Source organism: Clostridium swellfunianum, from assembly GCF_023656515.1.
GTDB classification, from domain to species: Bacteria; Bacillota; Clostridia; order Clostridiales; family Clostridiaceae; genus Clostridium_AT; species Clostridium_AT swellfunianum.
The window spans coordinates 2603705-2617462 of sequence record NZ_JAMOFV010000006.1 but is presented as its reverse complement, the minus strand read 5'-3'; the positions used below and the strand labels follow the sequence as shown (position 1 = coordinate 2617462).

Sequence of the window (13758 nt, the reverse complement as noted above, 5' to 3'; positions counted from 1 at the left end):
CATGGCTCATTGGTCAAGCGGTCAAGACACCACCCTTTCACGGTGGTAACAGGGGTTCGATTCCCCTATGAGTCACCACATGGGCGCATAGCTCAGCTGGGAGAGCATCTGCCTTACAAGCAGAGGGTCACAGGTTCGATCCCTGTTGTGCCCACCATGTGTTTTATTACAAAAAAATAAATATGGCTCAGTAGCTCAGTTGGTTAGAGTGCCGGCCTGTCACGCCGGAGGTCGAGGGTTCGAGCCCCTTCTGAGTCGCCAACAGAAAATCCTGAACGTTATGTTCAGGATTTTTTATTTTTTGTTGAAGCTTAGGTTTTAAAATAGTGTGGTTTTATAGCTGACCAGCTATCGTCTCACTATTTTAAAGCGAAGGTTTGTAAAAATAAAAGCTGAAGTTTATGTTCACTTCAGCTTAATAGTTATTTTGCTTTACTTAGGTTTTTCTTTATTCTGATGTCATCTCCAAAGAACTTATATAATCCGAAGTTTCCAAGAAGCCTTGAGCTTATACGTTCAGAGTAGATTTGAAGAAGCTCTTCAAGGGTGCAGTTAGTTGAAACTATCATCTTTTTATTCTTTAGAATTTTTTTGTTTAAAAGATTAAACAATTCTGTTTTGGAAAAATCACTTATCTGTTCTGTTCCCAGGTCGTCAATGATTAACAAGTCACAGTTTATAATAAGATCTTCAAGAAGCTCCTCACCGTTAAAACGTATGTTTTTTAAGTTTTGAATCAAGCTTTCAGCGGTTCTATAAACTACCAGATATCCTTTATCTAAGAGCTCTTTAGCTATACAGTTAGATAAAAAAGTTTTCCCTGTACCTGAGTTTCCATAAAAGAGAAGATTTTCATTTGTAGAATCAAAAGTTCTAATAAAATTCATGGACCTTGTAAAAGTTTTCTCCATATTTTTTCTTGGACTTTCAGGCTCGCTTCCAGCCTTTCTTGATGAGTAATATTCCATGTTGAAATTATCAAAATTATTATCTTTAGTAAGCTCATTTAAATCAGAATTCTTGTAATAGATTTTAACTAGATTATGCTTATAACAGGAACATTTTTGAACTCCAATAAAGCCTGTATCCTGGCATTTCTCACATTTATAATTGATTTCTAAATAATTTATAGGATAGCCCTGTGAAAAAAGAAGTTCGGATTTTCTCATTCTTAAGTCTGTAATTTTTTCTCTTAACAGTTTAAGGTGCTCGTCTCTGTTTGGTATATCTTTAAAAGCAGTCATGGAAACCTCAACACTGAGTTTTCCAATCTGTCTTTCAATATCCAAAACTTGAGGCAGCTTTAACTCAATCTCTTTTCTTCGATTTGCTAAAGCTTTTGCTTCTGATTCCCTTAAGTTCTCATAAATTTTCATTATCTCTGCTTGATAACCCTTAATCATCGCTATTCTCCCATCCTAAAAGCTTCTTCTCAAGCTCATCAAAGTTGTAGCTTCTCTGCTCAAAGTTGTTAAAGGTACTGTTTTGAGGTGGTTTAAAATTATTCGGCTTTCTAGCTGGTGTGGTTTTTGTATCCTTTTTTGCAATATCTTCAAGAGTCATGAGGCCATCTTTATACCAGCTGGTTAAGATACCATCGATATACTTAAATTCTGCTTTATTAATTCTTTCAAAGCAAATATCGCAAGCTTTAAAGATTACTTCAAGAGGGAATTTATAAGTGTTAATCCATTTGTCCAGCATATCCTCCTGAGGCTTCATAACTTCTCCATCTTTCGCGCCAAGATAAGTTAGAATTTTTTTGATTTTAATCCACTTGTCCTCACGCCTCTTTATAAAAGATTGAGCTTCTTCGATAGTTTTTATATTCGAATCAAACCAGGCAATAGCAATTTTCTCTATGTATCTAAAATCAGTCTTACCCTTTGAGACGCTGTATTGAATTATTAGCAGTATAACTTCAGGAGGGAAATTGTACTCCTTCTGCCAGCCGACATACATGCTCATTTCTTTCGAAGAAAGTGGTCGCCCAAGAAGCTTTTCGATATCCTGAAGCATATCCTTTGTTGGACCTTTATTTAATTCTTTCAAGAGGTTTATATTGTTATCATTGCCTTCAATTTTTTCATTTAAATCTACAAACTGTATGCTAAAGTTTCCCATGTTGTCTATAGGAATCATATTAATAACACCTTCATCATTCCAATAATTCCAAGCGTTTAGAACATCTGTCTCAAGAAGATGCAGCGTGCTTGCTAAAATGGAAGAGCTAACCCCTAATTCACCAGACATACAGTATTTAAGACCAAGAAGATAAACCTTAACAAAATCCCCGCGGGCTCTAACCATGTACTTATCTATGAAAATGTTGCTTACAGGCGTGTAATCTTGAGCCTTACTCTTAAACATAAAAGTGCTCATAGTACCTCAACCTTTCTTTGCTAATTTTATACAATATATAGTATCGCATAAATCAATTATAACAAAATATAGCCCCTCTCACAACTTTTATGACCTATCTTAAATATGGACAACTTGCCAATTTTTATTCATATAGTGGAACTTATTAGAAAAATAATTATATTTTATACAAAGTTGGGTATATTACTTAAGGTGAGAGGAGAGATAACTATTGAGTTTCTTTAATAGATGTAAAAAATATATAGCAATTGCAGCAGTTTGTGGAACTATAGGTATGTCCTACATATATATTATCGAAAATAAAGCTAATGCCTATGAAGTCCGTGTAGGCGATAAGGTAGTAGCATATATAAACGAAGATAACAACACAGTTAATATGATAAAGGCTATAAGTGAAGATGTCGAAAACAGATTTGGGAGCTCGGAACTTAAAAATATATTAAGCTTCAATAAAGCTCAGGTTGCCAATAGCTTTATTACAGATGAAAATAAATTAAAGAAAGCAGTTTTAAATAATGCTCAAATAGAAGTAGAATCATGTGTTTTAATATCAGATGGAAAAGAAGTTGCTTTAGTAGGAAATCAAGCCGAGGCAAAGCAAGTGCTAGAGAAGGTAAAGAAGTATTATGCAGATAAGAGTGAAATATCAATAAAGGAAAGTAAGATTAAGAATAGTATTACATATTCTATGAAAAAGGTTTTAATTTCGAAGGTTCAGGAAATAGATAAGGCTTATGAAGCTATTATTGAGGCTAATTCAAAGTTTAAGACACCGATTGTTACTGTTATACTTACCGGAAACACAGAAACTAAACAGGTAATATCGCCTGCAACAACAATAACCTATTCAAATGAAATGCTAGTTGGGCAGAGTAAAGTAAAAAGTAATGGTAAAGAAGGAGAAAAGCTTGTTTCTAAAGAGGTTGTTTTAGAAAATAGCAAGATTATAAGCTCAAGAATTATAAGTGAGAAGATAATTACAGCAGCACAAGAAAAGGTAATTATCAAAGGTAATAAAGCGCAAGCTTCAGCTTCTAGTGCTGCACTTGTAATGCCATCTAGAGGGGCTGTGTCTTCAGTTTTTGGCTGGAGGTGGGGCAGAATGCATGAAGGAATTGATATAGCTGCGCCTATGGGGGAGCCTATCAAGGCTGCTTTAGATGGGACAGTTACTTATGCAGGCTGGATGTCTGGGTATGGGAACTTTATAAAGCTTAAGCATGCAGATGGAGTGGAGACTGCCTACGGCCACTGCAGCAGGATAGATGTTAAAGTTGGAGAAAGTATTAAAAAGGGTGAAGTAATTGGAGCGGTGGGAAGCACAGGAAATAGTACAGGACCGCACCTTCATTTTGAAGTACTTGTAAATGGAGAACCTAGAAATCCAGCACCATATATAATAAAGAATTAAAAAAGAAGAATGAAGAATTAAATGTTGTTTTGATTCAAATAATTAGACATTTAGTTCTTCATGCTTCTTTTTATTTTTTAACGTTTAATTTACGCTGTTGTATCTATTGGTGGAGTAAAGGCTCTTGTAGCTAGCTCAGTATCAAGCATGTAAAGTGCTGCACTGTCATTTCCTATGCGCTCAAGCTTTTTAATTATTGAGTTCATAAGAGCCTCTTCTTCAACCTGTTCGTCAATAAACCACTTCAAAAAACTTATAGTCGCATGGTTTCTTTCTTCCATGGCTACATCAGCTATGGAATATATATTTTTAGTATTTGATTTTTCATGCTCCAGTCCTGCTTTGAAGGCCTGTAATACGGATTCATAATCATTTCTTGGTTCTGGTGAATTTTTGATTATAACCCTTTGATTCATTTCTACTACATAGTCAAATAATTTCATAGCATGAAATCTTTCCTCTTCTGCCTGAATTCTAAAAAAATTAGCAAAGCCGTCAAGGTCTTCATCTGCGCAATAGGCAGCCATAGCCAGATAAACATGCTCTGAGAAGAATTCGTAATTAATTTGCTTGTTAATAAGCTCTACAAGTTTTTCACTTAACATCTGGTTTTCTCCTTTCAGTAGAAAGCGCTGAGCAACTATGCACTTGGGTGCCTAATAGGGATAGCCTCCGCAGGATTAACCTTTAGTAAACCCATTAGGAAGTTTAACCTTGCTCATGCTCGCAAGTTCTTCGTTAAAGTTTATTCAGAACTTTAATCGCCTTAGTTTATACATATTTTCTCATCTATATTGTTGCCCTATTTACAAATAAAATAACACTCTTTAAGGTAAAAGCTTGCTTATATCGATCATCCCTGATCCTTGAGACCACTTAAACATATCTAGAAGCTTGCAGGATACTTTGAGAAGAGCAAGAACATCTTTAAATTGAAGTTCAGGGTTATTTTCAAATAACATTGCACATACGCCACTTATAAAAGCAGCTGCACAGGAGGTGCCGGAATAAGTAGTGTAAGGATGCTCTAGCGGATAAGCGTATACTCTTGTTCCGTTTCTTTGGGAAATATAATCCTTATTTGTGTTTAGTGAGCAGATATCAACACAAGCAGCAGCAAGATCTGGTTTTTCAAGTTTTCCGTAAGGTCCTGCAGAGGAGTGAACATAGGGCTTAATGCCTCCTCTAGTATCTAGACCAGCAACAGTTATACAATTGGATAGAATAGCAATCCCTTTTATTGAACTTTCTTTGCTGCCGCTGTTACCACTAGGAACAACAACTACTATTCCTTTTTTCAATGCCATATCGAACATTTTACTAAACAGAGATATAGTAAAGCTGTTATGATCTAGAAGTTCAAACGGAAGGCAAATAACTTTTATATTATATTCCTGGCTTTCATTTAGAATTAATTCTAGACCATATAGAATATCTGATACAAAACCCCTGCCAATACTGTTAAAGGCTTTAACTGAGTATAGATGGCTATTTTCTGCAATTCCCCTATACATACCCTTAGAAGCAATACCTGTACCGCATATAATGCCGCTCATAAAGGTACCATGCCCATTATCATCATAAGGGTATTTAATATTACTAATTATATCAATAAATTTTTTTACCTTGCTGCTTGGACTTGAAAGATCTGTATGAGGATATGTTCCGCTGTCTATAAGGCCAATTCCAACACCTCTTCCTGTAAGTTTATATCTTTCTTGAAAAGCTATACCATTTGCGCTTAATACACTGCTGCCGCATAAAAGAGCAGTGTTATCAAAGCCTATAAATGAGACTTCTGGATGCTCTAAAAGCCTTTCTATAGCACTTGCTGATAAATTTGCACTAATACAGTTTATTGAGGGTATAGAACGAATAAGTTCCGCCTTATAGGATTTTATTTTGATTTCTATATTTTCTCTTAAACTTTTGCAATGGATTATTACTCTATAATGCTTGTAATTATTACTAGCTATTGCTGCTTTAAGGTTATGATCTAATTTATTTTTAAAAGAGAACATAAAACCCTCCTTTTATTCCTCTTGCTTAACGACTAAAAATTCATACCATTATATATTATGAATGGTTTAAAATATTGATACAGCTTATTTGAAGAGTTTATAAAATTTTAAGTAATAATTAATTGATATATTTTGTTTTTAATATTAAGCTTATCTACATATACTATAAAAATCGGAAAGAAACATAAATGAAAGGAATGAAGCTATGAATATATATGAAGAGCATGCTCTGCAGGAGATGAAAAAATGGCAGAGAGAAATTTCAAAAAAGCCTTCCATAATAAATAAAATGACAAAAGGTATTCAAAGAAAAACAAATAATCTTATACCTGAAAAGGCTCACAGGGTAATAACAGAAACTATTAAAAATATATCTAAGACAGTAATTATAGGCTCTGAATATATAACAAGGCAGCCGTTAGTAGAAGCATCATTAGAAGAAAGAGAAAGACAGGTTTTAGATAGATTAAACTTTTATAGGAAAGCTGCAGTTGTTGAAGGAGCTGGTACAGGGGCAGGTGGAATACTACTAGGCTTGGCTGATTTTCCGCTTTTGCTTAGCTTGAAAATGAAGTTTTTGTTTGATACAGCTTCCATTTATGGTTTTGATGTGAGGGATTATAGAGAAAGACTTTATATTCTATTTGTTTTTCAGTTAGCTTTTTCAAGTAGACAAAGACAGGTGGAGCTATATTATCAAATGGAGAACTGGGAGAATTACGTTCACAGTCTTCCTATGGATATGAATGATTTTGATTGGAGGACCTTCCAGCAGGAATATAGAGATTATATAGATTTAGCAAAACTTATGCAGTTGGTGCCTGGAATTGGTGCTGTAGTTGGGGCGTATGCAAACTATAAACTTATGGATAAACTTGGTGAAACTGCCTTGAATGCATATCGAATGAGGGTATTTAGAAAGGTTTAGCAAAAGAGAAAAATCATTTTTACTAGTGATAACAGATATATAAAATTAAAGAACGGAATTTGTTGGAGGTAAGCTATATAGAAATATAAGCCAACTTCATGAAATTCCGTATTTTTATTTATTCCTTACCAGAGTCGCTTAGATCTACTAGTTCTTCTGGATAAGGTGATAATATTGTCTGCTGTAGTATATAAGGCTGATTATATTCAATGGCGTAACCTTTAAGCATGTGAATTAATACACTCAAGGGTACCTTATTAGCTCTATATCCTTCTAAGGTTTCTAAAAAGAAATTTTTTTCACTTTGTGAAAGCTCTTCTGAAAAATACCCAAATATGTGCTGAAGTGCATTTATTATACTAGTGTACCTTGGGGCTCTAGCAAAGGCTAATACTAAGTGTTCTTTATATTCCTTAACAATAGTATCAAAGTTTTTGCCATCCTTATTTGCAACTATTCTTCCTAAAAGCTTTTGTTCCTTTTGATTGTAAGCCATAAGAAGATATTTGTTATCGCTTTGAAATTTAACCAGTTCTGCTAATGAATTTGACTTTTCTATTTCACTTAGCTTAAAAAACATAAAGAGTTTGCTTAAAAAGTGTTCTCGAATTTTAAAATTAGTAAGTCTGCCTTCTTCTTCTACAGCTGCGGCAGGAAACCTTTCAACGACAGCTTTTCCAAAAAGACCTGAACCTTTTATTGAACCAACAGCTTTTTCCCTGCCTAAATAAATTTTAACATCCTTAGTTCCACAGGAAGGAGAACGCCCTTTTAAAATAAAGCCGTGGACTTGTGGAAGTGAGGAGAGAAATTCATCAGTAAAAGCACTCATTTCATTTGTAAGCTCTCTGTTGGTTGAAGGCTGAAATAGTTTTATTTCATCATTTTCAGAAACAAGCCTGATAGTTTCTCTTGGTATGGATAGACCAATATCCACTTCAGGACAAACAGTTATGTAATTAACATAGTTTCCAAGCTTTTTAACAAATCTATCTGGAATCATATCGCCATTATATCTGCATTTGTCAAAGCCAAGACATCTACTTACAACTATGGTTGGTTTTGAAATATCCATCTTTAATCCTCTCATATCAATTTTAGGCTTCTAGGCATTAGCAATACTTACATCCCTAGAAGTTTTTTAAATATTAATTTTATTCTGTGCTATCATAAGTACCATTATACTATTTTCAACTTGCTTTGAATATTCAAACTAAAAACGGTGTTTTTAATTTGAAGCTTAATTTTTTAATTCCCTGCTAAGCGGTTTTGATGGCATAAAATCTAATAAAATAATAGAGTATGCAAGGTGGAAAGTCTTTTTTTATCTATATTTCCTGTTAGTAATGCTAGAAATAGTTGCTATAAGTTACTATTTATAATAAAAATAACTGCTATAATAGAGTGAGATAAAAATATTTATTATTTTCAATACACTTTATTATAACAGGGGGACAACTTGAAAATGAAAAGCAAAAAACTAGTAATGTGTATTACACTGGGACTTACTATGTTTGTCTTTGTACTTGGAGGATGCAAACAAGGACAAAATGTAGCAAACACAAATAATACAGTGGTAACGCAAAATCAAAAACTGCAAACAAATAAGCAAGAAAATAATGTATCTCAAGATGATAAGCCTGAAGAAGACAGTGCATCACAAAGCCAAAAGTCTGAGGAAAGTAATTCATCAGAAAGCGAGAAAGCTGAAACAGAGAGTAAAGAAAACAATACATCGCAAAATTCTCAGGAGAATGATACTAAAGAAATTGTGACACCTGCAGTAAAAGATGAAACAACCTTACTTAAGGTGGGCGATAAAGGGACAAGCGTTTTAGAACTTCAAAAAAAGCTGTTTAATGCAGGATATACACTTAGTGTAGATGGAAGTTATGGACCTGGAACCAGAAAAGCAATAGAATTATTTCAATCAGAACATGGCATAGAGAAGACTGGCAGTTATACTAAGTCAACAGAAAAAGCTTTAGCAGGCATTAAAGATATACGTAATTATGATGCTATACGTGCAGAAGAACAAAAAGCTCTTGAGGAAAAAAACAAGCAACTTGCAAACTTACCTTTAGAGGAAAGAATAAAATCCTATCTTGGAAATGGGATAAGCAAAGTAGGTTTTGTTTATTATGATCTGGCAAGTGGTGAAAAGATAGCTATAAATGAAAACAAGGTATGCATAGCAGCCAGCACATATAAGGTTGGGATGAATATGGTTGCTTATGATAGCATAAGAGCAGGAACCTTAAATTTGAATGAAGGCTTAAAATATGATAGCAATATGTATGAAGGTGGTACTGGAATATTGCAAGGACAGGTAAATACCACCCTTAAGAATCCTATTGAAGTACAGAAATTATTAGATTTAGCTATAACACATTCAGATAATATAGCAACAAATATGATTTCACGACGACTTGGAGGTACTCAGGCCGTAAGAAAAGCTGTTCTAAGAATGACAGGCATAACCAATGTAGATTCTACAAGCAATAAGACAACTCCGGAAATTCAGTTTAGACTATTAAAAAAGCTTTATGAGAATAAAGGGGACAAGTACAATGCTCATCTAATAAGCGTTATGAAGCAAACTGTATTTCATGATAGAATTGACAAATATGTTCCAAAAAATATTGTAGCACATAAAATAGGTAACTATGGCTCATATACAAATGATGTAGGTATAGTGTTTGCGGACAAGCCGTATATTTTTGTTATGTATGTGGATGGATTACCGAGTTCAGCTGAAAAGATAGCACAGGTTTCCAAGATGGTATATGAGACGCAATTGAAAAAATAAAGAGGCCACTATTTCAATATATAAGTTTTATAATAAACGAAAAAATCACGTGTGAATTGCTGTAAAAATCACACGTGATTTTTTCTGTTGAATTTATCACTACCGTAAAAAGACAAGGTGATTGAAAACCCGTGGTTGGTATTATTCTTTATTCTTCTACACTTTGATACGTAGAAACGACATAATCAAACTCTTCAGCGTCAGTAATTTCACCATAGCTGTCTTCAGACAACCCAGGATAATAGTAAAGAACGAATTTTTCATCAGTTCTAAGATTTTCAATGATGATGTATTTTTGATCTTTAGAAACATCCTGCAGGGTTGCTAACACCTTAAATTTATCAACTTCGCCTGTTCTATCGTTATTTAAAGGCAGTATCCAATTATCATGAAAAGTAACATTAATCTTTTCATGGTCGCAGTATGCTATCCTTGAGTTTTCCCTGCAGCCAAGGCAGCCATCAAACTTATCTTCAGTGCAATTTATGTGAACACACTTACTGCAGTGCTCCAATTGATTTATAGCATCTGCATTGTCATGCTTATAAGAATTCAGAAGGTCAATATATTTATCATCATTAAAAAAGCTTAGGAAGCCGCCCTTCTTATTAACTTCTCTTTCAGCCGACTCAACAAGATCGATATATTTTTTTAAAACTGGAAGCTTTGTAACGTATTTTCTCTTATTGAGCTGTTCTTTTTCTATAAAAGGAGATACATTGTCTACAGCGTAGGTAAGGTCTACATAGACCTTACCATATCGCTCTCTTTCACGCTTTAGGAAATCTTCTGCTCTACCCATGCTTCACCCTACTGCTGCTTATATTTCTTTAATTCTTCATCAAGGTCAACTTCTTCAAGCTTCTTAAATTCATCTTCAAGGGAATTATCTTCTCTTAATTCACCAAGACCCTCTGCATAAGCTTCTTTCTTTTGAATCTTTCTTTCAATATCATCCATATTAATTTTGTTATTTTTTGTGTCTACATTTGCAAGTATCTCATTAACCTTACCAGTTGCCTCGGCATTGTTAAATCTTGCAGCAGCTTCATCTCTGTATCTTCTTGCTTCTTCGATTTCTTCATCAAGATCTCTAAGCTTAGTTTTTATAGCCTCAGCCTTAGCACGAGCATCCTCATAGCTAGCTTTTAAGCTTGCATAGCTTTTGTCAGCTTCGAGCTTCTTTTCAAGAGCCTTCTTAGCTAGTTCTTCATTACCCTTGCTCATAGCAAGTTTAACTTTAGCATCATAATCCTTTGATTCAGCTTCAGCTTTTTCCATTTTCTTTTCAATTTCATGAACATTGCCTAAAATTTGAGCTGAAGAAAGTTTAGCGTTGTTTAAGCTTTCCTCCATATCCCTGATTTTTTGGTCTAATAGCTCGATTGGATTCTCCATATCGTCTATTGCGTTGTTTACCTTTGCCCTAAAAATGTTTGAAATTCTGTTGAATACTCCCATTGTTAAAATCCTCCTTTAGAATCTTCTTTTATTATTTTTAATTATTCTTATAATTACAGCTATTACTATGATTAGTATTATAAGTTTTACAAATCCTGATACCAAACTTCCTACAAAATTACCAGGCCCGCTGTAATAGCCTCCAAATGGGGAATTGTAGTGTCTAGTGGTACCCCATGGAATAGGTATAGGTATTGGTAAAATACTCCGCTTTGTACCACCTGAATTATAATTAGGTGTTGTGGTAGTACCGCTTCCAGAGTAGCTTGAACTGCCGGAGCTAGAGCTTCCTGGCATTGTCTTTGGAGTACTGTAGCTTCCAGATTTAAAACCTCCAGAAGATGATTTTGAAGAACTTGAGCTTGAAGAGCTGCTAGAGCTCCCTGAACTCTTTGTGCTGGAGCTGGAACTTCCAGGCATTGCTTTTGGTGTACTGAAGCTTCCAGATTTTAAACCGCTGGATGAAGATTTAGAGCTTGATGAACTGCTTGAGGATTTTGAACTGCTGCTAAATCCACTTGATTTAAAGCTGCTGCTACTAGTACGAGGTTTTGCATATACCGTGCTGCTAAAGACTCCAGGTGTAAGTATATCTACTGACAAAAAGAGGAAGGCTAAAACTAAGCTGAATAAAAAGCGCTTCTTATTTTTAATTTCTTTCACCCCCAAGAAAATGATTAATACAATTATATACTAATTATACTATGAATTGGTTAAAGTTAATATCAATATGTATTAATCAATCCATGTTTTTATTATATAGTAAATAATACTATTTTACAATATATATTTAAACGTATTTTAGATTAAATAAAACGATTTGAATACAATTGCGTGAGCAATCTTTATATTGCTCACTATTGCTCGTTATTTCTTTAACTTTCATTTAAGTTTTTATAAAATATAACTTGTAATAAGTTTATATAAACCTTATAATATAATTAAAGGGAAAAGCATGGAGAAATTAATTAATAAGGAACTAGGAGGAGAGCTATTGTGGAAAAAGACAGCGAATTCAGTATAGACTACATTAAAAAAGTAGCAGCGGATATAGCGCAAAATACTATAGTGTCTTATGAAGATTTGCCACGTTACGATTTATTTTTGTCACAAGTAATAGATTATTTAAATGACAAGTTTGAAGATGAACAATATACAAGCAATATAGTTCAGAATTATATTAAAGGCGAGGTTATTTCTAAGCCTGAGGATGGAAAAAAGAGAGGTTATACAAAGGATCATTTGGCTCAGCTTTTGCTTTTAAGCTACATGAGACCAATACTTACAACAGAAGAGATAAAAAAGGTATTTGCTCTTGCCTTCAATAATATAAACAACAGAACAGACGATATTTTATCTTGGGAAAATGCTTATAAAGTTTTCTCAAACTTTCAAAAAGAAATGTTCGATGACTTTTTATCGGAAAATCACTTTAAAGAGCAGAAGTTGATGGAAATAATTAAGGAAAGCAAGCTAAAAGGCACCGATGAGGAAAGAATTTTGGTTTTTCTCACTGTCATGACTTTGATAGCTCAAGCTAGTGCTATTAAAAAATTAGCAAAAAAAATAGTTGATGAATATAATCAGGAATAAAAATATATCTAAGTCGCCAAACCTAAACTAGGCTTTGGCGATTTTTATTTTGTAATTATTGCTTAACTATGGTATTCGTTATACAATTTAACTGTATTAAGATAATAATTGTGGAATATAATAGAAGATATATATAATGAGAGGTTTAAATATGAGTAAAAAATTTAGGATTATTAAGTCCTTTAATAATAATGTAGTATTTTGCATAGACTTGGAATCAAATAAGGAATGTATTTTGTTAGGCAGCGGGGTGGGTTTTGGAGCCAGGGAGAACCAGACTCTAAAGAATACTGATAAAATTGAAAAAATATTTTATCTGGTAGATGAAAAGAATATGTTTAAATTTGCAGGTCTGTCTAAAGAAATTGATAAGGACATTATAGGAATTACAGAAGAAGTAATCCTTATGGCATCAAAGGAATTAAACAAGGATTTTGATGAAAGAATACATATTACTCTACTCGACCATATAGCCTTTACTATAGATAGATTTAAAAACAATATGGCTATAGTAAACCCTTTTCTTGCAGAAATTAAGAGCCTCTATAAAGCTGAATATATAGCATCTTTAAAAGGTCTTAGACTTATAAATGAACGGCTCAACATCGAGCTTCCCGAAGATGAGGTTGGATTTATAGCTATGCATATTCATGCGGCAATAAATAAGGTTGATGTGTCTAAAACTGCTCAGAGCACAACTATCATAAATGAGGTTATACTATTCCTTGAGGAAAAGACCGGAAAAGAAATAGATAAAGAAAGCATCGATTATGTAAGACTTATTACGCATGTTAGATTTGCGTTAGACAGAGTGGAAAAGAAGATACCTATTAAAAATATTCTTCTTTCTGATATTAGAGAGAAGTTTAAGGAGTCCTACAGCTTGGCAACTGAAATTGCCAACGAAATAGAACAAAGCTTTAAAATTAAACTTCCTGAAGATGAAATTGGCTATTTGGCAATACACATAGAAAATATTGCAAGTAATATTTTTAATAAAAATAGTTGACAGAAACGTTTACAGGGTGTACAATTAAAACATAAATTTAATAAAAGCGTGTTACTGGTTAAGCAGGCATGAGCTAAGGGAGATTTTACTTTCGTAATAATCTTTTTTAGCTCTTTTTTTATTAAATTTAATTAAATTATATAA

At 33.6% G+C, this 13758-nt stretch carries 13 protein-coding genes and 3 tRNA genes; 8 read left to right on the top strand and 8 right to left on the bottom strand.

Going from position 1 to position 13758, the window contains the following annotated elements:
- Window positions 1–3: 3 nt before the first annotated feature.
- The 3 genes from NBE98_RS12485 (at window position 4) to NBE98_RS12475 (ending at window position 261) form a co-directional block, all read left to right on the top strand.
- Window positions 4–78 (top strand) — tRNA-Glu (locus tag NBE98_RS12485).
- Window positions 79–81: 3 nt separating this feature from the next.
- Window positions 82–157 (top strand) — tRNA-Val (locus NBE98_RS12480).
- 27 nt (window positions 158–184) lie between these two features.
- A tRNA-Asp gene (locus NBE98_RS12475) sits at window positions 185–261 on the top strand.
- Window positions 262–422: 161 nt separating this feature from the next.
- Here NBE98_RS12475 and NBE98_RS12470 read toward each other — a convergent pair.
- Window positions 423–1403, bottom strand: coding sequence for an ATP-binding protein (locus tag NBE98_RS12470; protein ID WP_250815313.1), 981 nt, complete (start codon window positions 1401–1403; stop codon window positions 423–425).
- A complete protein-coding gene (locus NBE98_RS12465) occupies window positions 1396–2382 on the bottom strand; it encodes a DnaD domain protein (protein WP_250815312.1) in 987 nt (328 codons plus the stop codon). Before NBE98_RS12465 ends, NBE98_RS12470 begins: the two co-directional genes overlap by 8 nt.
- A gap of 211 nt (window positions 2383–2593) precedes the next feature.
- On the opposite strand from NBE98_RS12465, the gene NBE98_RS12460 reads away from it, so the two are divergent.
- Entirely contained in the window at window positions 2594–3793 is a 1200-nt protein-coding gene (locus NBE98_RS12460; protein WP_250815311.1) for a peptidoglycan DD-metalloendopeptidase family protein, read from the top strand.
- Window positions 3794–3882: 89 nt separating this feature from the next.
- Here NBE98_RS12460 and NBE98_RS12455 read toward each other — a convergent pair whose 3' ends face one another.
- A complete protein-coding gene (locus tag NBE98_RS12455; protein WP_250815310.1) occupies window positions 3883–4398 on the bottom strand; it encodes a ferritin in 516 nt (171 codons plus the stop codon).
- Between the two features lie 222 nt (window positions 4399–4620).
- Complete coding sequence (locus NBE98_RS12450; protein ID WP_250815309.1) at window positions 4621–5814, bottom strand: S8 family serine peptidase; 1194 nt, start codon at window positions 5812–5814, stop codon at window positions 4621–4623.
- 205 nt (window positions 5815–6019) lie between these two features.
- Here NBE98_RS12450 and NBE98_RS12445 point away from each other — a divergent pair, with 205 nt between their 5' ends.
- The gene (locus tag NBE98_RS12445; protein WP_250815308.1) at window positions 6020–6742 is read left to right on the top strand and encodes an EcsC family protein; all 723 of its coding nucleotides are present in this window, start codon (window positions 6020–6022) and stop codon (window positions 6740–6742) included.
- Between the two features lie 118 nt (window positions 6743–6860).
- Here the strand turns inward: NBE98_RS12445 and NBE98_RS12440 are convergent, their stop codons facing one another.
- Entirely contained in the window at window positions 6861–7817 is a 957-nt protein-coding gene (locus NBE98_RS12440) for a YbgA family protein (RefSeq protein WP_250815307.1), read from the bottom strand.
- A gap of 390 nt (window positions 7818–8207) precedes the next feature.
- On the opposite strand from NBE98_RS12440, the gene NBE98_RS12435 reads away from it, so the two are divergent.
- Window positions 8208–9551 carry a serine hydrolase gene (locus NBE98_RS12435; RefSeq protein WP_250815306.1) on the top strand — a complete coding sequence of 448 codons (1344 nt, stop codon included), beginning with the start codon at window positions 8208–8210 and terminating at the stop codon, window positions 9549–9551.
- Window positions 9552–9699: 148 nt separating this feature from the next.
- Here the strand turns inward: NBE98_RS12435 and NBE98_RS12430 are convergent, their stop codons facing one another.
- The 3 genes from NBE98_RS12430 to NBE98_RS12420 are packed head-to-tail and all read right to left on the bottom strand — an operon-like array spanning window position 9700 to window position 11675.
- Window positions 9700–10353 (bottom strand): DUF1292 domain-containing protein, encoded by a 654-nt coding sequence (locus NBE98_RS12430; protein ID WP_250815305.1) that lies wholly within the window; start codon window positions 10351–10353, stop codon window positions 9700–9702.
- An 8-nt stretch (window positions 10354–10361) separates the two neighbouring features.
- The gene (locus NBE98_RS12425; RefSeq protein ID WP_250815304.1) at window positions 10362–11012 is read right to left on the bottom strand and encodes a PspA/IM30 family protein; all 651 of its coding nucleotides are present in this window, start codon (window positions 11010–11012) and stop codon (window positions 10362–10364) included.
- Window positions 11013–11027: 15 nt separating this feature from the next.
- Window positions 11028–11675 carry a hypothetical protein gene (locus NBE98_RS12420; RefSeq protein WP_250815303.1) on the bottom strand — a complete coding sequence of 216 codons (648 nt, stop codon included), beginning with the start codon at window positions 11673–11675 and terminating at the stop codon, window positions 11028–11030.
- A 333-nt stretch (window positions 11676–12008) separates the two neighbouring features.
- Here NBE98_RS12420 and NBE98_RS12415 point away from each other — a divergent pair, with 333 nt between their 5' ends.
- Together NBE98_RS12415 and NBE98_RS12410 are read left to right on the top strand one after the other, a co-directional pair.
- The gene (locus NBE98_RS12415; RefSeq protein WP_250815302.1) at window positions 12009–12605 is read left to right on the top strand and encodes a DUF1836 domain-containing protein; all 597 of its coding nucleotides are present in this window, start codon (window positions 12009–12011) and stop codon (window positions 12603–12605) included.
- A 151-nt stretch (window positions 12606–12756) separates the two neighbouring features.
- Entirely contained in the window at window positions 12757–13614 is an 858-nt protein-coding gene (locus NBE98_RS12410; protein ID WP_250815301.1) for a PRD domain-containing protein, read from the top strand.
- Window positions 13615–13758: the final 144 nt, after the last annotated feature.